Source organism: Burkholderia metallica (assembly GCF_902832845.1).
Classification (GTDB): domain Bacteria; phylum Pseudomonadota; class Gammaproteobacteria; order Burkholderiales; family Burkholderiaceae; genus Burkholderia; species Burkholderia metallica.
On sequence record NZ_CADFDB010000007.1, the window covers coordinates 372443 to 394977 of the forward strand.

Annotated in this window: 18 protein-coding genes and 2 tRNA genes; 4 read left to right on the plus strand and 16 right to left on the minus strand. The window is 62.7% G+C overall.

Annotated features, from left to right (window positions below; genetic code table 11):
* Positions 1-287: 287 nt before the first annotated feature.
* On the plus strand, positions 288-1568 hold the full coding sequence (locus tag HWX08_RS21475; RefSeq protein ID WP_174921100.1) for a HEPN domain-containing protein: 1281 nt from the start codon (positions 288-290) through the stop codon (positions 1566-1568).
* Positions 1569-1622: 54 nt separating this feature from the next.
* Positions 1623-1961, plus strand: a complete 339-nt coding sequence (locus HWX08_RS21480) for an SWIM zinc finger family protein (RefSeq protein WP_174921099.1) — start codon at positions 1623-1625, stop codon at positions 1959-1961.
* A gap of 914 nt (positions 1962-2875) precedes the next feature.
* Here HWX08_RS21480 and HWX08_RS21485 read toward each other — a convergent pair.
* The 3 genes from HWX08_RS21485 to HWX08_RS21495 all read right to left on the minus strand — a co-directional run bounded on the left by HWX08_RS21485 (position 2876) and on the right by HWX08_RS21495 (position 5540).
* Complete coding sequence (locus tag HWX08_RS21485) at positions 2876-3571, minus strand: Abi-alpha family protein (RefSeq protein ID WP_174921098.1); 696 nt, start codon at positions 3569-3571, stop codon at positions 2876-2878.
* Positions 3572-3670: 99 nt separating this feature from the next.
* Complete coding sequence (locus HWX08_RS21490) at positions 3671-5341, minus strand: DUF6538 domain-containing protein (RefSeq protein WP_174921097.1); 1671 nt, start codon at positions 5339-5341, stop codon at positions 3671-3673.
* Positions 5342-5463: 122 nt separating this feature from the next.
* Positions 5464-5540, minus strand: a tRNA-Pro gene (locus HWX08_RS21495).
* Between the two features lie 517 nt (positions 5541-6057).
* Here HWX08_RS21495 and HWX08_RS21500 point away from each other — a divergent pair.
* Together HWX08_RS21500 and HWX08_RS21505 are read left to right on the plus strand one after the other, a co-directional pair.
* Complete coding sequence (locus HWX08_RS21500) at positions 6058-6873, plus strand: tyrosine-protein phosphatase (RefSeq protein ID WP_244122747.1); 816 nt, start codon at positions 6058-6060, stop codon at positions 6871-6873.
* Positions 6874-7217: 344 nt separating this feature from the next.
* Positions 7218-9431 carry a hypothetical protein gene (locus tag HWX08_RS21505; RefSeq protein WP_174921095.1) on the plus strand — a complete coding sequence of 738 codons (2214 nt, stop codon included), beginning with the start codon at positions 7218-7220 and terminating at the stop codon, positions 9429-9431.
* A gap of 80 nt (positions 9432-9511) precedes the next feature.
* Here the strand turns inward: HWX08_RS21505 and HWX08_RS21510 are convergent, their stop codons facing one another.
* The 13 genes from HWX08_RS21510 to HWX08_RS21570 all read right to left on the minus strand — a co-directional run bounded on the left by HWX08_RS21510 (position 9512) and on the right by HWX08_RS21570 (position 22461).
* The gene (locus HWX08_RS21510; protein ID WP_069256464.1) at positions 9512-9931 is read right to left on the minus strand and encodes a MerR family transcriptional regulator; all 420 of its coding nucleotides are present in this window, start codon (positions 9929-9931) and stop codon (positions 9512-9514) included.
* Positions 9932-9991: 60 nt separating this feature from the next.
* Positions 9992-10378 (minus strand): integration host factor subunit alpha, encoded by a 387-nt coding sequence (locus HWX08_RS21515; RefSeq protein ID WP_069256463.1) that lies wholly within the window; start codon positions 10376-10378, stop codon positions 9992-9994.
* A gap of 72 nt (positions 10379-10450) precedes the next feature.
* Positions 10451-12880: a phenylalanine--tRNA ligase subunit beta gene (gene pheT, locus HWX08_RS21520; RefSeq protein ID WP_174921094.1), complete on the minus strand. Its 2430-nt coding sequence runs from the start codon at positions 12878-12880 to the stop codon at positions 10451-10453.
* A 91-nt stretch (positions 12881-12971) separates the two neighbouring features.
* Positions 12972-13985, minus strand: a complete 1014-nt coding sequence (gene pheS / locus HWX08_RS21525; protein ID WP_021162419.1) for a phenylalanine--tRNA ligase subunit alpha — start codon at positions 13983-13985, stop codon at positions 12972-12974.
* A gap of 148 nt (positions 13986-14133) precedes the next feature.
* Complete coding sequence (rplT, locus tag HWX08_RS21530) at positions 14134-14493, minus strand: 50S ribosomal protein L20 (RefSeq protein WP_004192938.1); 360 nt, start codon at positions 14491-14493, stop codon at positions 14134-14136.
* A gap of 30 nt (positions 14494-14523) precedes the next feature.
* Entirely contained in the window at positions 14524-14721 is a 198-nt protein-coding gene (gene rpmI / locus HWX08_RS21535; RefSeq protein WP_004191477.1) for a 50S ribosomal protein L35, read from the minus strand.
* Between the two features lie 189 nt (positions 14722-14910).
* A complete protein-coding gene (infC, locus tag HWX08_RS21540) occupies positions 14911-15435 on the minus strand; it encodes a translation initiation factor IF-3 (protein WP_071734130.1) in 525 nt (174 codons plus the stop codon).
* A 49-nt stretch (positions 15436-15484) separates the two neighbouring features.
* Positions 15485-17392, minus strand: coding sequence for a threonine--tRNA ligase (thrS, locus tag HWX08_RS21545; RefSeq protein ID WP_174921093.1), 1908 nt, complete (start codon positions 17390-17392; stop codon positions 15485-15487).
* 271 nt (positions 17393-17663) lie between these two features.
* A tRNA-Val gene (locus HWX08_RS21550) sits at positions 17664-17740 on the minus strand.
* 86 nt (positions 17741-17826) lie between these two features.
* Positions 17827-20061, minus strand: coding sequence for a RelA/SpoT family protein (locus HWX08_RS21555; protein ID WP_069256460.1), 2235 nt, complete (start codon positions 20059-20061; stop codon positions 17827-17829).
* Between the two features lie 39 nt (positions 20062-20100).
* Complete coding sequence (locus tag HWX08_RS21560) at positions 20101-20454, minus strand: RidA family protein (protein ID WP_027784253.1); 354 nt, start codon at positions 20452-20454, stop codon at positions 20101-20103.
* A gap of 80 nt (positions 20455-20534) precedes the next feature.
* Positions 20535-21431, minus strand: a complete 897-nt coding sequence (locus HWX08_RS21565) for an alpha/beta fold hydrolase (protein ID WP_174921092.1) — start codon at positions 21429-21431, stop codon at positions 20535-20537.
* 124 nt (positions 21432-21555) lie between these two features.
* On the minus strand, positions 21556-22461 hold the full coding sequence (locus HWX08_RS21570; protein WP_069257985.1) for a LysR family transcriptional regulator: 906 nt from the start codon (positions 22459-22461) through the stop codon (positions 21556-21558).
* Positions 22462-22535: the final 74 nt, after the last annotated feature.

Here is a 22535-nt window from a genome sequence, read left to right on the forward strand (position 1 = left end):
AAAAACGCGCTCGCCAACTCCGCCGATCCCGCGTCCTCCCCGACCTGCGCCAGGATTGCTTCATCCGGCCTGGGAAACGCCGGGGAGGCCATGGGGGGATTTTGGCTCGCGCGGCCGGGGACACCTTGTCACACATTTCTGGGAGAAAAATGAGCACGCGTGGTTCACATCTCCCCATTTTCGCGAAGTCCGACGACTCTACATATGGAACCCACGAAACCCCATGCGGACTTCACGAACAATTACAGCACACATAGAATGCAGCACAGCACTCATACGGACATCCTATGTCAAATTCCCCGCGCCCCGCCCCGCCTCAAGAACCGGAACTTAATCAGCTGCTCACAGCAGCTCTTGAGCAAATCGAATCGACTCGATATCCAAACGTCGAGATGTCAATCCTCGATGCGATAAAAAGTAACGATCTCGACGTTTGGCTTAGTGCAGTCAATCATATTCATAAATTAGCGAAAGGGATCAAAGAGGCCCTCGTTAATGATGATCGCTTCGTCGGCGACACAGTAAAAATGATGCATAGTGGCCTAGGCGGAGCAACAGGCTTCTACCCCCACTTTGTGGATCAGCTTTTAATACGACGCGCCGTCATCACAGGTTCTGCCGATGGGGCAATTCGCTGGCTCGCCAAGGTCCTCAATAGCACCCACGCAACTGGCAAGCTAATCTTAGCGCTTTGGGGCGTTCCGGTCGAAAAGCCAATTCAATTGACTGACAGCATCTCAATCGTTCCTTTTGACGACATTCCCGACAGCGATCAAAAGAGAATAATTGGCGAACACACTCACCGCATGAACGGAATTGTCGCATCAGCCCTCGACTTTGTACCACCAAAATCTGCCCTCGTTACCAGCCGTACAATTTCGCCAATTATTTATGATGCAGACAACACACATTTAAACGTCGAATCCTATATCAAAGACCATGACTTACTGAGGGAGATTGCGCTTGTTCTCACAGTTATCGGCCCTCGCGCATCGCTGCCCTCTTTGCTGTGGTTTACGTTTGACGACCCTGATTTTGAATTGGGCTCATTTCGCACGACTCCATTGACCGAGATAGTACCTACCCGCCCAATCGATTATCCAAATCTCGATCCCAACGAAGCTAAAGAGGTCGTCGGCGCATACCTCCAACTTGCACCCGATGTCCGCCGCCACATCAATGTCGCGCTTGAAAGAATCAATCAGGCACAACGACGCGGAAATGTTGGAGATCGAGCTGTCGAACTTGCAACCGCATTTGAAACGCTTGTAGGCGATGGTGACAAGAATGAAATGACGCACAAAGTAAAAGTTCGAACGGTGAGGATGCTAGGCGGATCGATCGATGAGCGAAGCATTAACGCGACGATAATCAACAAGGCCTATTCAATACGAAGCACTCTAGTTCACACTGGCCGAGTCAACCCCGAATCGACCGAAACGATTAACGGAGAAAGACTACCAGTCTCCGACATCATAGAACGCGCGTTGATATTGTGCGTAAAATTAACAAAATGTATGATTATGCGCGGAGAGATTCCAAGCTGGCGTATTTTTGACATTTCTTAGCAAGTAGACGGTCAGACACGCAGACCTACGTAACTACTCGGGGATATTGCAGGAATGGAAACAATCGGCTTTCTGGTCCAGGGTTCGGCTGCGACACCCTACGAACTATCGTTCTCTAAAGACGGCAACGCGGTCACTGCATTTTGCACGTGTCCGGCTGGCGAAACCGGGACGGCATGCAAGCATCGCTTGTCGATCCTTGCCGGAGTAAAGAATGGTGTTGTCAGTGATAACGTCGATCAGGTTCAGGTGGTCGCGTCCTGGCTCCCTGGGTCAAACCTAGAGACGCGCATGACTGAGCTAGACCAGGCGGAGAAGACGGCAGAGGCGGCAAAGAAGGCCGTGTCAGCCGCAAAGAAGCGACTGGCAGCCACAATGCTTGGCCGGGACTAACGCTCGGCCGTCGCATCGCCAGCCTCGGGCGAATTGATCCGCCCATGTCCTACCGGGCCTTCTACGGCCCGCCTCGTCTCTTTATCGCAACGTTCACCTTGGCAATGAGGCGTGCCGCAGCGTCCATTGTCTCTGCGCTACGTCGAGCGTCTTGCGCTGCTTCTCGGAGCAAGGACACCGCCTTTTCGAGCGCCGCCACGTCACCGGCGGTCACGGGTCCAGTGACGCTACCGGGCTTACCAGTGGTACGGCGCGACGCCATAGCCCGTCGCCTGTTCGCCCACTGGCGTATGGTCGAGGGAGTTGCCAAGCCGTCAGGCAGCTCCCCAAGCTCTTCTATGTTAGCGACCAGCCACACGGCATCTTGGCGCGTCTTGTAGTTGAGATTGTCAAAACCGTTGGCTGCGATCCAGGCGGAATAGGCCCAGTCTGACACGCTTGTGTACTTCCCGACCGTCAGAGCCTCCCCAACATCTAACCACCAACGACGGTGCGTGGTCTGCGACTGTTCGCGTCGCGCTTTAGCTTTGTCTGCCGGCCCACGTGACAAGGCGCGGCGTCGCGGGGCATCCTCTTGGAGTCGCTCCCAAGCGTCCTGCCCGCGTGCCACGACGGGATCATCCGATCTCTTTGGCTTCGGCGTGGCAGGTGCCGGATTGACCCGGCTTACCACTTCAGGAGAACCTCAAACGCTGGCCCGAAGCCAACGAGCGCGAGCGCTACCGGAACAGCTACCGCAAGCGGCACCCACCACGGCATTCGGGCGAGTCGCCGTGTTTCTTCGAACTGTCGTTCCGCCTCATCCAATAAGCGCATTGTGAGGGTGTGAGACCTCGCGGCAAATTCCCCACTCTAGCGGCAATCCATGCGCCTCTCCTACAGTAAGCTGCAAATATTCTCTGCGCGATCCAAGCCTACCGCGCCGCCGCCGCCGTGCAGGCGTCAATCAGCTTTCTACCGAGGATGGTTACATGCACCGCTACCCAGGTCGTCCCACCCCCTGCCGTAGCCAATCCAGTAATGGCACCAAGACGGCCCAAGTTGGCTAGTGACAAAAGCACATCCTCGCGTGGTTGTACGTCCGGTTGCTCCGCTCCGTGCTGCCATACCGCAGCCGATTCAGGTAAATCCCCGGTAATGATCGCGTCATGCGGGCCTCCACTGCTCTCTCGGAGAAGGCGGAGCACTTGCGCATCAAGGGAAGACATGTTTTCCAGCATGCTGACAAACATTCGATGCGTTGTAGTTTCCGGCTCGATCGATGCGTTAACTAATAGGTGAGCCCAGAGGTCTTGCAAATTATCGTCGTCCTCCAGCGAGGCGGCTTGAAGGAGCGGGACGGCAAACTTCAAGGGCACCCCGTTCGGCGGTTCCTCCAAACCCTGATCCGCTAGAAACGTGGCGGCCCGTTGCATTAGCCGTTGTTGGCGCTCCCATCGCGAATACCTGAGTTTGTCTTCAAAGATACCGAGCCCCTGCTCAATGGAGCCGCGCACATAGGTCGCGATGAAGCCGCCCATTGCCGTAGCTGCATCAATGCCTTTCCCAGTCGCCTTTGCGACCTCTTGGACTGCCTTTGCCGTTTCGGTTACTGCTGCTACCTCATTCATCGTGTGGTCTCTCAATTCCGGTCAGTAGTAAATAACTAAACGTGCAACTAGTAGTTATCCCGTCCCCATATATTATCGGATGATGCAGTAGCTGAGACTCTACCAGCCGGTCCCATAAGTCGTCCCACGGCCGACGGCCGACCACATGTCGGGTTGATCCGCGATGGTCATGGGATACGCCACTCGGTCCAGGGCCTCCTTCATAGCCGTAAGCGAGGTAGTAGCGGTGTAAACCTTGCGTCCGCTGGAACCCTGGGCGCTATGGCCGGTAATCGAATCCATCGTGGCTTCGCCCACGTGCTTCTCTGCCAAGGTAGATCGGAGCCAATGGCGGAACTTGTGCGCACCCTCTAGCGCTCCCGCAGGCAATGAAGCAGCCTTACGGAACTGGCGGAACCATTGACCCATGGTGTCCCCCGGTCCCCGAGCACGCCCCCACGCAGTCGGGAATGCAGGACCGGTACTGCCCAGGATTTCCTGGAACCACTGAGCGAACCAAGGATCGGCCAAGAGGTGCGCGGCCAGCGGTACGACCCGCTCGGACTCCTGGGTCTTGACTGTGCCCGCCTCAGCAGTGATCCGTATCGCCGTAACCCCGCTACGGGTTTGGAAATCCTCCTTCCGTAGCTGCGCGATCTCGCCAATGCGAGCCCCAGTGTGCAGGAGCAACAGCAGTAAGGCGCGACCATCAGACGGCGCTACGTCCTGCCAATGGGGCACTTCGGCCATACGGTCGGAAAACAGCGGATGTCCGTACATGCGCCGTAGTTCATCGTCGGTCCAAGGCTCACGGGACTTCGCCCCGATTGTCTTGTCGAACGTAAGGTCGAGCGGATTGCGCTCAAGTAGGTCGATCTTTACGGCTACGTTTGCTAGAGACGTAATGCAGGTAGCATGATTTCCAGCAGTCTTCCGAGACCATCCGCGAGCCGGGTCTAGCAAGAAGTCGACAAATGTGGCCCCCGTTGCCTTGATCAGCTTGGTGAGTGGTACGCGGCCCACGGCCTGCTCGAACAGGGCCAGCGCCTTATTGGTGCGCCCTATAGCGTTGGCCTTCGGGGCATTTCGAGCGATCCACGCCGGTACGACATCCCTGAGCGTCTTAGGCGACTCCTGCGACTCGGCGGCCTCATGCGCGTCCGCGTGCAATGCGGGCGGCTCCGGTGCAGGCGGGGTATCGATAGGTGCACCATCCTTCCGCTCCATCACGTCCTGCCAGGCCGCCATTGACGCTCGCGCGATCTGGAGTAGCCCGCGCATCCCCTCCGGGGATGACCAATCGACCCGGATACCCCAAGCCTCGACGGTACGCTCGGCGTAGGCGCGTGCTGACTGAAGGTCGCCGCGTTTCATTGCCGCCAAGTCTGCAGAGTATGACCGTCTCAGGCCCTTCATTCCTAACGCCTTCAGTTCCGGCTCAGGTGTGAGGAACGTCACATTGTCGTCAGCTTGCAAAATCTGGTGGCGTAGCACGTCTGCAATCTGGCGCACCAACGCTGACGTGAGCGTAACAAATGGCGCAGGGGCGGCTTTGGCCCGCAACGCGTCGAATCGATCCCGGTACTCTGCTATCAGCTTGAGGGCCTTGGTGATTGCCTCGTCGCGGTTCGATGTACGCAAGCTCGCCCGATAGGCGTCGGCCCTCGGTTTGCCCGTCTTTGGATTGCGGAAGTGTTGTTGCAGGTCTTTGGGCACGCCGATCCGGAGATGGAACACGGACGAGCCGGGGCGCAAATAGACGCCAGTGGGAAGGGTTGCCAAGTCAGTCATCTCCGCATTGTTGCACGGCGGAATTGACACACCAAACTGACACACCCGGAAAAAGGAAAGGCCCGGAAAGCTACGCCAGATAAGGGAACCCTTTACTGACAAGCTTTCCAGGCCTTGATTCCTGGTCGGGGCGAGAGGATTTGAACCTCCGACCACCTGCACCCCATGCAGGTACGCTACCAGGCTGCGCTACGCCCCGAAAGAAAAAAATTATAACAGACAGTTTTCCGATTTAGAACGGGTCGCATGCATTTTGTGACTATTCTTGTGAAGTTTTTTAGCGTGACGGGTGATCGCCGCCCACGCTCGCACCCAGTACGTCGACTTCCCTTGAGAGCCACGACGCTTCCCCGTGATGGCGACTGTGCTTTGGGTCGATACAGCCGTTGCCGCCGATCTTGCCTCGCCGCTGCCGCCCCTCCTACACCGGCCACCCGCATTCCCCCCTAGTCGAAAAGGACGATGGCCGCTGCGCCGCGAATCGCTACCGTGCGGTTACCCCGCGCGAAATCGATGCGCGCGGGCGAACCGTCCGACTGCATGCCGATCGATCCGGCCCGCCCGGCTTTGCCGCGTCGCGCGTCATACGGCGGGCGGCCCGGTCACCGCCGCGGTCGCGACGTCTCGTAACCGTCTCCGTCTAAGGGCATTGAATGCATCAGAAAAACGAAATTTCCCGTCGACATTTTCTCCGGCTGGGCGCCGGCACGATAGGCGTGGCGCTGGGAAGCGCGTCGCTGCTGTCGGCATGCGGAGGCGACTCGATGTCGGTCGCACCGGTCACGACGCCGCGGCTGAGTTCCGCATCGAATTTTCGCGACACGGCCGGTCCGGACGGAACCGGCTACGTGACGACGAGCGGCGCGAAGATGAAGAAAGGCGTGATCTATCGCTCATCGGCGCTCGCGTTGTCCTCCGCAGACGTCGCCGCCGTCGACACACTCGGCATCAGGCAGGTCTGCGACCTGCGCACGCCCGCCGAGATCAAGACGCAACCGGATGTGCCGCTGACCGGCGCCACCTGGCAAAACCTCAACGTGCTCGGAGCCGCCAGCATCGATCCGATCCCGACCACCGGCGCAACCGCGACGGCATTCATGTCGAGCATGTATCGCGCGTTCGTCACGTCGGACACCGCGCATGCCAGCTATCACACGCTCTTCACCGGCTTCGCCGCCTCCGGCGACAACCTGGTTTTCCACTGCACGGCCGGCAAGGACCGTACCGGCTGGGCGACAGTCGTTCTGCACACGATCCTGGGTGTTTCCGAACAGACGATACTCGCCGACTACCTGCTGACCAACGTCTACAGCGCATCGGAAATCGCCGCCTCGGTCGCGCAAGCGCAAACAGCCGGCGGGCAAAATGCGGCAGCCATGATGACCGCGCTGCAAGGTGCGCACGCCGACTATCTGCTGGCGGCATTCGATCAGGTCACCGCGTCGTACGGCTCGATGACGTCGTATATCGCGAACGGCCTGCAACTCGACCACGCGGCGCTCGACGCAATCCGGCAGCACATGCTGGTGTGACGAGCCCTGGGCCGCCGCGGCGGGGCCGGATCGCATCCGCACTTCGATCGCGGCGGCCGCCGCCCCTCTCATCCGGCGAAACCCTTGCCGGTCAAGGCACGCGCGGATTTCCCCTGCGTCGACGGAAGCTGCCAACGACCGCCCGCGCAAACCAAACGACCGTTTGATCCGGCCGCCCGACCACCCCGAATCCATTGTCCCGCAGCACGTCGGGCCGCCCCGCCCGGGCGCCCGTTGTTTGGTAACGCCGCTCTAGCGCGCTATGCCACACTGCACGGCATCGACGCTCGCGCCGTGCAGTGGCGCGCGCCGCCGTCGATCACGACAAGACATGGAGACAGACGATGCGGAATGCGGTCCGGCGCGGCCATCGCTCGCCTTTGGCAATTTTCTACTGGATTTTCGGCCTGCCACGCGCGGGCCGCCCCCTCTCGCGCCGGACATCCCGCGTGTTCGGCTGCAGCGCGCTGGCGCTCGCGCTGCTGTGTGCCGGTTGCGCGGAATCGTCCGCGCAGCGCGACGGCAACACGTCGATCGCGTCGACGAAGATCGAACGCACCAAGGCCGAACGCCTCGCCCGCGAGCAGCAGCTCGCCCGCACCGTGCCGTCGCTCGCATCGATCAGCCTCACGCAACCGCGCCCGTTCACGCTGCGCGACTCCGGCCAGAACGGCGCGATGACGTTCCTGCGCGACGTCGATTTCCGCATCGTCAACAACCTCGGCTTCTTCATCCATCAGCTGTCGGCCACGCTCGTGCCGACGCAGGCCGGCGCGCCGATCGTGTTCGACGACCCGACGAGTTTCGAGATCGACGTGCACGAAGGCACGGTCACGCTCGACAACGCGAAGCTGACCGCCCTCTTCAACACCTACATCTTCGGCTACCGCAACGCGCCGCTGCGCAAGCTCGCCGTGTCGGCCGGCGACGGCGTGATTCACCTGCAAGGCGAGATGCAGCGCGACGGCTGGGTGCCGTTCTCGCTGACCGGCACGCTCACGATCCGCGACGGCAGCCAACTGGTATTCCATCCGACCGGCGTGCGCGTATCGGGCATCAACGCGCAGCCGGTGATGCGCGCGGCCAACGTGAAAATGGCCGACCTGCTGAAAGTCCAGACGCCGATCGCGCATCTCGTCGGCGACGATCTCGTGATGTCGGTCGACAAGCTGATGCCGCCGCCGCGCCTGAAACTCACGATCACCGCGCTGCACGTGAGCCCGGGCGGCCTCGACCTGACGCTCGACGACGGTACGCATGCCGGCTTCGCGATGCCCGCGAATGCGCCGCAGCAGGCCATGTACATTCGCGGCGGCGACGTGAAGTTCATGCGCTCGATGCCGATGAACGCGGACATCCTGATCGGCCCGGTCGATCCCGCGAAGCGCGACCAGACTTTCGTGTTCGACCTGTATCACTATCGCGACCAGGTATCGGCCGGCTACTTCAATTTCGACGACAGCGGCGCGATGGCGATCCGGATGCCTTCGTACGCGGGCCCCGCCGGCGGCACGCCGCTCGGCAACGCAACCGCGCGCCTGAACGACAGCTTCCTTGCCGCGCAGCAGAACGCGCTGCACGACATGCGCCAGCACTGGGAAGCCGCCGCGCTCGCGGCGAATGCCGCTCACCCCGGCATGCAGAAGGTCGCGATCCGGCGCACGTCGGCTACACCGTTCAACGAACGGCATGTGTCGAACCGGAACCCGACGATCCATCTGCGCAACGTCGACTTCAACCTGTCCGGGGATATCGGCTTTCACGTCGAGGATCTCGATGTGGAACTCGTATCGAAGCGGCCCGGCGAACCCGTCGATCTCGACGACCCGAACCAGTACGACATCCGCATACTCGGCGGCACGGTCGTCGAGTCGTGGAAAGCGATGTCCGCGCTCTTCAACAACTATCTGCTCGATTACTCGCCGCGTTCGCTCAACGACTTGCAACTGAGCGCGGACGGCACGAACCTGCGCGTCCAGGGCGGCATCAAGCTGTGGAACCACGTGCCGCCGGGCGTCTGGCTGCCGACCGACATGAAGGGCACGCTGTCGGTGCTCGACGACCGCCATCTCGCGTTCAAACCGTCCCAGGTGTCGGTGCTCGGGATTCCGCAGGCGAAGCTGCTGCGTTCGCTCGGCATCGAACTCGCGTCGCTGACGCCGTTGCAGCGTCGCGGCGCGGAACTGCGCGGCGATACGCTCGTGCTCGACCAGTACACGGTGTTCCCGCCGCCCGTGCTGAACGGCAAGCTCGGGCAGGCAACGGTCGAACGCGACGGGCTGCGTCTCACGTTCAGGCGTCAGGCCGGTACGCCCGCGCCGCAACGGCCGCAGATCAATGCGCCGAGCTACATGTGGATGGAAGGCGGCGACATGAAGATGTTCAACGTACTCGAACTGAACGTGCGTGCGTTGATCCAGAATTCGGCCGAGGCCGGCCCGATGCGTTTCGACCTGTACGGCTACCGCAGCCAGGTCGCGCAAGGTTCGGTGCGGATGCTGCCGGACGGCACGCTGGTCGTCGACATGGGGCAAAAGAATCCGCTCGCGTCGCGTTGACGCGCATGCGTGACAGGCATGAAAAAAGCCCGGTGGCGGATCGCCAACCGGGCTTTCATTTCATCCTTCGCGCGTCGCGCTCAGTCGCGCTTCAGTCCGTCGATCACGTCGAGCAGCGCCTGCCGCAACGCCGTGACGTCGACGGCAGCGCCCGACTTGCCCGGCGCGCGTGCATCGGCGGCCTGCGCCTCATGCTCGACGAGTGCGTGCGCCGCAGCACCGCGCTCGCCACCCGGTGAATCCAGCCGGTTGCGCGCGCCGTTGATCGTGAACCCCTGCTCGTACAACAACTCGCGAATCCGCCGGATCAGCAGCACTTCGTGGTGCTGGTAGTACCGACGATTGCCGCGCCGCTTCACCGGCCGCAGTTGAGTAAATTCCTGTTCCCAATAACGCAGCACATGCGGCTTGACCCCGCACAGCTCGCTGACTTCACCGATCGTGAAGTAGCGCTTCGCGGGAATCGGAGGCAAAACGACTTTCTCAACCGTGGTGGTCATCGTCGGTTAACCGTCGGTAAGGGTGCGCGGCGGCCGCGCGGGGGCGTCAGCGCGCGGGGCTTACTCCGCGCCGTTTTCGACCAGCGCCTTCAGCTTCTGGCTCGCGTGGAAGGTTACCACCCGGCGGGCCGCGATCGGAATCGCCTCGCCCGTCTTCGGATTGCGGCCCGGACGCTGCGGCTTGTCGCGCAACTGGAAATTGCCGAACCCCGACAGCTTGACGCTTTCGCCGTTTTCGAGCGCGTCGCGGATCACTTCGAAAAACGCCTCGACCATGTCCTTCGCTTCACGCTTGTTCAGCCCGACGCTGTCGAACAGCAGCTCCGCCAGTTCCGCCTTCGTCAGCGTGGGCGCCTCGGTGGACGCCGGCGCCGAAGCGTCGCGGTTCATGGCGCTGCGTTGCGCCGTCAGGAGGGCTTCGAATTCACTCGAGGTCATGTCGTTCATATCTGCCATACAGCGCGTTGAATCAAAACTTTCGATGGGAAAAAGCCGCCCGCGAACGGGCGGACCCTCTCCTTAGCCGCGCAGACGCGCACCGGCACGAGCCATCCGTCCGACCAGCGTCTGGATCGCCTGATCGACGACCTCGTCCTGCAGCGTGCCAGCCGCGTCCTGCAGCGTCACGCGGAAGGCAAGGCTCTTCTCGTGCGCGGCAAGACCACCGGAAGTATTTGATTTTGCACGAAATTCGTCGAAGAGTACAACCTTCTGAACGAATCGGCAGGCCTCTTCGGCAAGCGCCTTCTTCATTTCGTCGAAAAGTGCCTGAACCTCGACCGCCTGATCGACGACAACGGCGATATCGCGACGGACCGGCGGGAATTTCGACACGTCGGTCGGCGCCGGCAGCGCACGCGCGATCAGCGCGTCCGCGTCGACTTCGAACATCACCGGCGCGTGCGGCAGCTCGTACTTTTGCATCAGGCGCGGGTGCAGCTCGCCGATCCAGCCGACCGTACGGCCATCGACTTCGATGCGTGCGCTGCGGCCCGGATGAAGGGCCGGATGCTCCGCCTTCACGAAGCGTGCGGCGGCAGGCGCGAGCAGCGCTTCGAGATCGCCCTTCACGTCGAAGAAATCGACCGCACGGGTCGCCACACCCCACTGCTCGTCGAGCGCCGGACCATAGGCGAGCGCACCGACACGCTTCGGCTGCACGTAGCCTTCGACCGTCAGCTCGCCGGCCTTCGCCGACGCATCGGCGAGGAACACACGACCGGCCTCGAACACGCGCACGCGATCGGCGCGACGGTTCAGGTTGTGGCGCAGCACCGAAATCAGGCTGCCGAACAGCGTCGTGCGCATCACCGACAGCTGGCTCGCGATCGGATTCAGCAGGCGGATCGGCTGGTCGTTGCCCGCGAAATCCTGTTCCCACTCCGCATCGACGAAGCTGAAGTTGACGGTTTCCGCATAGTCGCGCGCGGCGAGCGCGTGACGGATGTCGTGGATCGAGCGCCGCGTCTCGTGGGTCGCGCGCATTTCGCTCGTCGCGACCGGCGGACGCGCCGGGATCTTCTCGAACCCGTAGATGCGCGCCACTTCCTCGATCAGATCTTCCTCGATCTCGATGTCGAAGCGATGCGACGGCGGCGTGACGAGGAATGCGTCGTCTTCACGCTCGAACGGCAGGCCGAGGCGCGTGAAGATGCTGGCGATCTCGTCGGCGCCGATCTGCACGCCGATGATGCGGTTCGCGCGCGACACACGCATCTTCACCGGCGCGCGCCGCGGCAGGTTCACGGCCTGATCGTCGACCGGGCCGGCCTTGCCGCCGCAGATCTCGAGAATCAGTTGCGTGATGCGCTCGACGTGCTCGACGGTCGTCGCGTAGTCGACGCCGCGCTCGAAGCGATGGGCCGCGTCGGTCGAGAAGTTGTACTTGCGTGCACGGCCGCGGATGCTGTCCGGCCACCAGAACGCGGCTTCCAGGTAGATGTTGGTCGTATCGAGCGTGACGGCCGTGCTGTCGCCGCCCATGATGCCGGCCAGGCTTTCCACCTGACGATCGTCCGCAATCACGCCGACCGTTTCGTCGAGTTCGACCGTGTTGCCGTTGAGCAGCTTCAGCGTTTCGCCGCGCTTGCCCCAGCGCACCTCGATGCCGCCGTGGATCTTGTCCAGATCGAACACGTGCGACGGGCGGCCGAGCTCGAACATCACGTAGTTCGAGATGTCGACGAGCGCCGACACGCTGCGCTGGCCCGAACGCTCGAGGCGCTCGACCATCCACTGCGGCGTCTTTGCATGCGCGTTCACGCCGCGGATCACGCGACCCGAGAAGCGGCCGCACAGATCGGGCGCGGCGATGCGCACCGGCAGCGTTTCGTCGAGTTCGACGCGCACCGGCCGGATGTCGACCGGCGTCAACGACGCACCGGTGATCGCGGCCGTCTCGCGTGCGATGCCGAACACGGACAGGCAGTCGGCCTTGTTCGGCGTCAGCTTGATTTCGAAGATCGTGTCGTCGAGATTGAGCGTGTCGCGGATGTCCTGGCCGATCGGCGTGTCTTCCGGCAGGATCAGCAGGCCGCTGTGATCGTCCGACAGCTTCAGCTCGCGCGCCGAGCACAGCATCCCCTGGCTCTCCACGCCGCGCAGCTTCGACAGTTTGATCGCGAACGGCTTGCCGCCCTCTTCCGCCGGCGGGAGTTCCGCGCCGACCAGCGCGACCGGCACCTTGATGCCGGGCGCCACGTTCGGCGCGCCGCAGACGATGTTCAGCGTCGTGCCGGTGCCGGCGTCGACCTGACAGACATTGAGCTTGTCCGCATCCGGATGCTTGACGACTTCGAGCACGCGGCCGACGACGATCTTCGACGTCGGCGGCGCAGCCTTGCTCAGCGATTCGACTTCGAGCCCCGCCATCGTCAGCGCGTGCGACAGTTCGTCCGTCGTCAGCTGCGGGTCGACAAAGGTTCTCAACCAGGATTCAGGGAATTGCATGGATGTCTACGTTCGAAACAGGTTAGATCGACGCCCGGGCCCCGTCGGATCGTTCGTCGGGGCATGCGCGGGCACAGGTCGGCGCGCGGCGTTACGCGAACTGGCGCAGGAAACGCAGGTCGTTCTCGAAGAACAGCCGGAGATCCTGGACGCCGTAGCGCAGCATCGTCAGGCGCTCGAGGCCGCTGCCGAACGCGAAGCCGATGTAGCGCTCGGGATCGAGGCCCATGTTGCGAATCACGGTCGGATGCACCTGCCCCGAGCCGGAGATCTCGAGCCACTTGCCGGCGTTCTTGCCTTGCTCGAACATCATGTCGATCTCGGCCGACGGTTCCGTGAACGGGAAGTACGACGGACGGAAGCGCACGAGGATGTCGTCGCGCTCGAAGAATTTTTTCAGGAAGTCGGTATAGACGCCCTTGAGATCGGCGAAGCTGATGTTTTCGTCGATCCACAGCCCCTCGACCTGATTGAACATCGGCGAGTGGGTCGCATCGCTGTCGACGCGATACGTGCGGCCCGGCGCGATCACCTTGATCGGCGGACGGTTCATGCGCGCGTAACGCACCTGCATCGGGCTCGTGTGCGTGCGCAGCAGCAGCTGGCGGCCGTCGGCATCCTTGCCTTCGACGTAGAAGGTGTCCTGCATCGAACGCGCCGGATGGTTCTCCGGGCTGTTCAGCGACGTGAAGTTGTACCAGTCGGTCTCGATTTCGGGGCCGTCGGCCACATCGAAACCGATCGAGCCGAAAATCTGTTCGACACGCTCCCACGTGCGCATCACGGGGTGCAGGCTGCCTGCACCGGCGCCGCGGCCCGGCAACGTCACGTCGATCGATTCTGCGGCGAGGCGCTGGTTCAGCAGCGCGTCGGCCAGTGCCTGACGGCGTGCGGTCAGCGCGGCTTCAACCTGCTGTTTCGCGACGTTGATGCGTGCACCTTCGGTCTTGCGTGCTTCGGGATCGAGCTTGCCGAGGCCCTTCAGCAACTCGGTCAGCGCACCCGACTTGCCGAGAAATCGTGCTTTCTCGTTTTCGAGCGTGGTGATGTCGGCAGCCTGTTCGAAGGACTGCTGCGCGTCGGCGACAATCTGGTCCAGATCCATAGATCCCATCATTTCCAACGTCATTCGGTCTTGGCGAGCGAAATCGCACACCAAACAAAAAAGGGGCTCGGAAGAGCCCCGTTTTCGCTGCAGCGGCCGAGATTACCGGAACATCGCTGCAACTAACCACGCAGTGCTAATTTCGCAATTAGGCTGCAACGGCGGCTTTCACCTGCTTGACGATCGCAGCAAAAGCAGCCTTGTCGAACACCGCCATGTCGGCCAGCACCTTACGGTCGAGTTCGATCGACGCCTTCTTCAGGCCGTTGATGAACACGCTGTAGGTCATGTCGTGCTGGCGAACTGCCGCGTTGATACGCGTGATCCACAGTGCGCGGAACACACGCTTCTTGTTGCGGCGATCGCGGTACGCGTACTGACCAGCGCGCATCACCGCCTGCTTGGCGATGCGGTAGACGTTATTGCGGCGGCCGCGATAACCCTTGGCCAGGTTGATGATCTTCTTGTGGCGGGCCCGTGCGGTTACCCCACGTTTGACTCGAGGCATGTTTCTCTCCTTGGAGTATCAGTTGAGGGGTTACGCGAACGGGAGCATCGCGCGGACGGAGTTCAGATCGGAATCATGAACTGCCGTGGCGCCGCGCAGATGGCGCTTGTTCTTCGTGGTTTTCTTGGTCAGGATGTGGCGCTTGAAGGCTTGACCGCGCTTGACGGTACCGCCCGGACGCACCACGAAGCGCTTTGCAGCGCTCTTCTTGGTCTTCATCTTAGGCATGACGAACAACTCCAGTTTATTAGATGGCGATGGGTGTGCGGTTGGCTTGCGCCCTTGACCCGCCCTTCGAAACCCAGTCCACTTGTGTACGGCGGGCCGCTTGCGCAGCCGCCGTCATTGTTGGCGCGCCGCCCTGACCGGGCAACGCGCCGAACCACTGCGAACCTGCGCGCCAAGCGCGCGGGCCCGTTACTTCTTTTTCTTCGGCGAGAGCACCATGATCATCTGGCGCCCTTCCATCTTCGGCATCTGCTCGACCTGGCCGACTTCCTCGAGATCCGTGCGCAGACGCTCGAGCATCCGCATACCGATTTCCTGGTGAGCCATTTCGCGGCCACGGAAACGCAACGTGATCTTCGTCTTGTCGCCTTCTTCGAGGAAGCGGACGAGGTTGCGCAGCTTGACGTTGTAATCACCGTCATCGGTACCCGGGCGGAACTTGACTTCCTTGACCTGGATGACCTTCTGCTTCAGCTTCGCTTCGTGCTGCTTCTTCGATTCCTGGTACTTGAACTTGCCGTAATCCATCAGACGGCAAACCGGCGGCACCGCTTGCGGCGCGATTTCCACCAGGTCAACATCCAGTTCTTCCGATTTACGGAAAGCATCAGCGAGTTTTACGATACCGAGCGGTTCGTTCTCGATCCCGACCAGGCGCACTTCCGGCGCAGTGATTTCACCGTTGATGCGGTGCGACGACTTATCAGTAGCGATGTTACGTTTCCTCTAAAAATTAAAAAAACGAGCCGCGCTGCCAGGGCGGTTACTTGAACGAGCGCAGGTCTTCCTGCAGACGCTCAACGAAGGCTTCGACCGGCATCACGCCAAGATCGACGCCGCCACGGGCACGCACGGCTACCGTTTGCGCATCACGCTCCTTATCGCCCACGACGAGGAGATAAGGCACCTTTTCCAGCGTGTGCTCGCGTATTTTATAGCTAATCTTCTCGTTGCGCAAATCGGCCGTCACTCTAACCCCTTGTTTTTGCAACGTTTGGGCCAGAGATTGCGCATATTCGGCCTGACTTTCGGCGATATTGAGCACAACTGCCTGGAACGGCGCGAGCCAGGCCGGCATCGCACCGGCGTGGTGCTCGATCAAAATGCCGAGGAAACGCTCCATCGAACCGACGATTGCACGGTGCAGCATCACCGGCCGGCGGCGGCTGTTGTCCTCCGCCACGTACTCGGCGCCGAGGCGCTCCGGCAGCACCATGTCGAGCTGCAGCGTGCCGCACTGCCACGAGCGGCCGAGTGCGTCCTTGATGTGGTACTCAATCTTCGGGCCGTAGAACGCGCCCTCACCCGGCAATTCCTCCCAGGTGAGGCCGCAGGCCGTCAACGCGTCGCGCAGGCCCTGCTCGGCACGATCCCACGTCTCGTCCGTACCCGCGCGCTGATCCGGGCGCAGCGACAGCTTGATGTCGATGTGCTCGAAGCCGAAGTCCTTGTACACGCTCATGGCCAGCGTGTTGAACGCGATCGATTCCGAGATGAACTGCTCTTCCGTACAGAAGATGTGCGCATCGTCCTGCACGAAGCCGCGCACGCGCATCAGGCCGTGCAGCGCGCCCGACGCCTCGTTGCGGTGGCACGAACCGAATTCCGCGTAACGCAGCGGCAGATCGCGGTACGAACGCAGCCCGTGCTTGAACACCTGGACGTGGCCCGGGCAGTTCATCGGCTTGATCGCGTAGTCGCGCTTCTCCGACTCCGTCGTGAACATGTTCTCGCGGTAGTTCTGCCAGTGGCCCGACGCTTCCCACAGCGAGCGGTCCATGATCATCGGCGTCTTGATCTCGAGGTAGCCGCCTTCGTTCACGCGGCGGCGCATGTACTGCTCGACCTGCTGCCACAGCGCCCAGCCCTTCGGATGCCAGAACACCATGCCCGGCGACTCTTCCTGCATGTGGAACAGGTCGAGCTGCTTGCCGAGCTTGCGGTGATCGCGCTTTTCCGCTTCTTCGAGCATGTGCAGGTACTGGTCCTGGTCTTCCTTCCTGGTCCAGGCCGTGCCGTAGATGCGCTGCAGCTGCTCGTTCTTCGAATCGCCGCGCCAGTACGCGCCCGCGACCTTCATCAGCTTGAAGACCTTCAGCTTGCCGGTGGACGGCACGTGCGGGCCGCGGCACAGATCGGTGAAGCCGCCGTGCGAATACAGCTTGATTTCGTCGCTTTGCGGAATCGATTCGATGATCTCGGCCTTGTACTTCTCGCCGATGCTGCGGAAATAGCCCGCCGCTTCGTCGCGCGACACGACACGACGCGTCACCGGCTCGTCCTTCTTCACGAGCTCCTGCATGCGCTTTTCGATCTTCTCCAGATCTTCGGGCGTGAACGGCCGGTTATACGAGAAGTCGTAATAGAAGCCGTTGTCGATCACCGGGCCGATCGTCACCTGCGCGTCCGGATACAGCTCCTTCACCGCGTACGCAAGCAAGTGCGCGGTCGAGTGACGGATGATGTCGAGGCCGTCGGCGTCCTTGTCGGTCACGATCGCAAGCGACGCGTCGCGGTCGATCACAGTCGACGTATCGACGAGCTCGCCGTCGAGCTTGCCGCCAAGCGCAGCTTTCGCAAGACCGGGACCGATCGAGGCTGCAACCTCGGCAACTGTCACCGGATGCTCGTATTGTCGAACTGAGCCGTCAGGCAAGCGTATCGAAACCATAGCAATCTCCGTGATGCCGACAGTGGGCGGCAGACCAGGTACGCGATCAAAAAATCACGCGGGAAAATTTCGCGACAAAAAAAATGCGGCCCCGCTTTCGAGGGGCCGCATTCGATACTTCACTCAAACTGAAAGGGCGAAAGGGTTCCTCGACTAGCGTCGCTCCGAAAAGGTTTCGGTCAACGTTCGCGGTGTCATAACCGTATTCGCCTTGTTCGCGTTGAATTATTTACTGCATCGAACGCCCGGAGACCGGACATTCTCAATTCGTTGGTAGGCTCGATTGGACTCGAACCAACGACCCCCACCATGTCAAGGTGGTGCTCTAACCAGCTGAGCTACGAGCCTAGTGAAGCTAAGATTATATGGAGCCGCTACCCGCTTGGCAAGAGTTTTATGCAGTTGCAGCAAAATAACGGTGTTCCAACCCCACATCAGGCCTTCCGCCCCGCCCGCACGACGCCCTGCACCTCGCCGAGCAGCGTGCATGCGCGCTGCACCTGCGCCGAGTTCGACACCTCGACCGTGAACTGCATGAATGCCGCGTTGCGGCGGCTCTGCGTCTTCACGCCCACCACGTTCATCTTCTCGCGCGCGAACACTTCGGAGATGTCGCGCAGCAACCCTTGCCGGTCGCTCGCCTCGATCATCAGGTCGACCGGATAGACGGACGCCCCGCGGCCGCCGAGCACGTCGGCCGACCAGGTCGTCTGGAGCACGCGCTCCGGCGCGCGCTCGACCATCCGGCGAAACGTCGGGCAATCGGTGCGGTGGATCGACATCCCCTTGCCGCGCGTGACGAAGCCGCTGATCGGGTCGGGCGGCGCCGGACGGCAGCAGCGCGCGAGCTGGGTCAGCAGCGCGTCGACGCCCACGACCAGCACACCGGTCGACGCGCCGTGCGCGACGCTTGCGCCGCTGCCGCGCTTCTCGAAATCGGCAGGCGCTTCGGGCGCCGGTTCGGGCGGCGGCGCATCGGACAGCGCGTGCTCGACGTTGCGCAGGCTGAACTCTTCCTTGCCGACGACCGAGAACAGCTCCTCGGGCGACTTGAAGCCGAGCTTCGCGGCGAGGTTGTCGAGGTTGACCGACGTCTTGCCCTCGCGTTGCAGCGTCTTTTCGACGAGTGCGCGGCCATGCGCGACATTTTCTTCCTGCTCGATCGAGTTGAACCACGCACGCACCTTCTGACGCGCGCGCGGGCTCTTCATGTAGCCCAACTGCAGGTTCAGCCAGTCGCGCGACGGCCCGCCCTCCTTCACCGCGATGATCTCGACCGTCTGGCCATTCGAAAGCGGTGTGTTGAGCGGCACCATCGCGCCGTCGACGCGTGCGCCCCGGCAGCGATGGCCGAGTTCGCTGTGCAGGTGGTACGCGAAATCGACCGGCGTCGCGCCCTGCGGCAGCGCGATCACGCGCGCCTGCGGCGTCAGCACGTAGATGTGGTCGTCGTCGAGCGACGTTTCGCGCAGTTGTGCCCACGCCTTGTCGCCCGACTTTTCCGCGCCGTCCTCGACGTCGTCCTTCCACGCGAGCAGCTGGCGCAGCCACGCGATCTTCTCGTCGTACTTGTCGCTCGCCGAAAACTGGCCGCCGTAGCCGCGCGCACCGGCCTCCTTGTAGCGCCAGTGCGCGGCGACGCCGTACTCGGCGAAACGGTGCATCTCCTGCGTGCGGATCTGCACTTCGAACGCGCGGCCGTCGTCGCCGATCACGACCGTGTGCAGCGACTTGTAGCCGTTCGGCTTCGGCCGCGAGATGTAGTCGTCGAATTCCTTCGGCACCGGCTGCCACAGGTGATGCACGATACCGAGCACCGTGTAGCAATCCTTGATGTCCGGCACGATCACGCGAAACGCGCGCACGTCGTACAGCTCGGAGAAGTCGAGCTCCTTGCCGCGCATCTTGCGCCAGATGCTGTAGATGTGCTTCGGCCGGCCGCTCACGTCAGCCTGGATGTGCGCGTCCGCCAGCTCCTGCTGCAACCGGTCGATCGCCTGCTTGACGTACGCTTCGCGCTCGATGCGTTTCTCGTCGAGCAGCTTCGCGATCCGTTTGTAGGTGACGGGATCCTCGAAGCGGAACGCGAGATCCTCGAGCTCCCACTTCAGTTGCCAGATGCCGAGACGGTTCGCGAGCGGCGCGTAGATCTCGAGCGTCTCGCGCGCGACGTCGGGCGGCGGGTCGATCTTCGCGGCCGCATAGTAGCGCAGCGACTGCAGGCGCGACGCAAGCCGGATCAGCACCACGCGGATGTCCTGCGCGAACGCAAGCAGCATCTTGCGCAGCGCCTCGATCTGCGTACGCCGCTCTTCGGCCGCGTCGCGCCCGACGTCGGGCACCGCGTTGTGCGCCGCGCGCAGGCTGACGGTGCCAAGCCGCAACAGCTTGCGCACGTCGGCCACGAGACGCGCCACCTCTTCGCCGAAGCGTTCGGCGAGTTCGCGCTCGGGGTCGTTCAGGTGCGGCGTCAGCACGAACAGCGCGGCCGCCTGCATCGCGGGCGGATCGACGTTCAGCGTGCGCATGATCGACGCCGTGCCCGCCGAGTGATCGGCCAGCAGTTCGCCCGACGACAGGCGCACGTCGCCGGCCCGCTCGCGCACGAACGCGAGCACGTCGTCGAACGATGGCGCCGCGACGGAGGAAGCGGAAACGGACTCGGTCATCGCACGGTCTGGCGTAATGCGGTCATCGTGACGCTTCGCTCAGCTCCGTTGCGCGGCGACGACGACGATCTCGACGAGCAGCGCCGGATCCGCGAGCTTCGCCTCGACGGTTGCGCGCGGCGGCGTGTTGCCCTGCGCGACCCATGCGTCCCACTCCGCGTTCATGCCTTCGAAGTTCGCGAGATCGGAAATGTAGATCTGCACCGACAGCAGATGCGCCTTGTCGCTGTTCGCTTCGGCGAGCAGGCGGTCGATGTGGCCGAGCACTTCGCGCGTCTGGCCCCTGATGTCCTGGGTGGTGTCTTCGGCGATCTGGCCGGCCAGATACACGGTACCGTTGTGGATCGCGGTTTCGGAGAGACGGGCTCCGACGTGGTGACGAATGACTGCCATGGATGGTTCCGGTCGGTTGAATGGGTGAAGAATCGGCGACACGCGACCCGCATGCCGCCGAACCGCATATTATGACGCGTTTATGCGCCGCCTTCGATGAAATACCGGCGCGCAAGCGCAATCTGGTCGGCGGCGATGAACGCCGGCGCGTGGCCCGTGCCGGGGATCTCGGCCTGCGACACGTGCCGGCCGCGGCGCACCATCTCGGCCGCCGTATCGCGCGACAGCAGGTCGGAATGCTCGCCGCGCACGACGAGCAGCGACGCATCCGTCGCCTCGATCGCGCGCCACAGCGCAGCCTCGCCGAGTGCGGCCAGTTCGGGCGTCGTCGCCTTGAACGGTTCGGCGATGCGCGGATCGTAGCGCATCGTCCAGCCGCCTTCGGGCAGTTCGCGCAGCAGCGGCCCGTTGATCTCGCGCCATTCGTCGCCGCTCAGCGCGCCGAACGGCAGCGACAGCGACGTCAGATAGTCGACGCCTTCCTGCTCGGTCGCAAAGCGCGGCTGCACGCCGAGGTATTCGCCGATGCGCGTGAGCGAATCGGGTTCGATGCGCGGGCCGACGTCGTTGACGATCATCCGGCGCAGCGGCGAACCGGGCAGCCCGGCGAGTGCCATGCCGATGAGGCCGCCCATCGACGTGCCGAACCAGTCGACCGATTCGACGTCGAGCCGCGCGATCAGCGTCACCATGTCGGCCACATATTGCGGAATCCCGTAAAGCCGCGGATCGGCGAGCCAGTCGGACCGGCCGCGCCCGACGACGTCGGGGCAGACGACGCGATATGTATCGGACAGCGCGGAGGCGAGCCTGTCGAAATCGCGCCCGGAGCGGGTCAGGCCGTGCACGCAGACAAGCACGCGCGGATTCGTGGGATCGCCCCATTCGGTATAGGCGACGTGGTGCAGGCCGGCCGCGCTCGCACACTGCACGCGCCGCTGGCGGGGAACCGGGGGATTCACTGGAGTCGTTGGCATCGTTGGCATCCTGTCGAACGGGGGCGGACGCGCGGGACAACGCCTGCTGCGCCTGATGCAAACGATTGTAAACCGCTTCGGAACGACGAGGCGCCACGCGCCCGGCCCATCGCCCGGGACGGGTTCAATCGTCGCGGCGCCACGCGTCCCGCAACTGCTCGCGCAGGAAATCGACGAATGTCCGCACCCGCAACGGCACGTGACGGCCGCCGGGATAGACGGCATGCAGCGGTGCTGCGCACGCCTCGAAAGCCGGCAGCACGCGCACGAGCCGACCGGCGTCGAGATCCGCGCCGACATCCCAGATCGACTTCAATGCAATGCCCGCCCCCTCGAGCGCCAGCGTCCGCGCCGCGCCGCCGTCATTCGTCAGCAGCGCGGCCGTCACCTCGACCGCCACGCCGCCCTGAGCGCCGTCGAACCGCCATTCGGCACGCGGCTGGTCACCCATCACGATGCATCGATGCGCGCGGAGCTCCGCCGGATGGGCAGGCAACCCGTGCGCGGCCACATAGCCCGGCGACGCACACAGCACGCGATGATTCGGCGCCAGTTCGCGCGCGATCATCGTCGAATCGGCCAGATTGCCGATCCGCACGGCGACGTCGATGTCCGATGCGAGCAGATCGACAACCGTATCGGTCAGCATCAACTGCACGGTCAATTGCGGATGGCGTTGCTGAAATGCCGCCACGAGCGGCGCGATCCGCAGGCGGCCGAGCTCGCCGGGCGCCGTCACGCGCAGTACGCCGCTGACCGTGCCGCGGCGATCGCGCATCAGCGTTTCGGCACGATCGACCTCGGCCAGGATGCGCAGCACCTGTGCGTGAAACTGGGCACCGTCGTCGGTGAGCGTTTGCTGCCGCGTCGTCCGGTGCAGCAGGCGCACGCCGAGCCGCGACTCGAGATGCGCGAGGCGCTTGCTGACGACCGACAACGACAGGTCGAGCTCGCGCGCCGCCGCCGACAGACTGCCGGTCGACACGATCCTCGCGAAGGTATCGAGCGCCGGGAAATCGTCGATCAGCATCATGGAGCGCGCCTCATTCCAACCTTTCTTTTTTTCGAATAATCCATTCGCCGTTTGCCCGTATTTGCATGCGA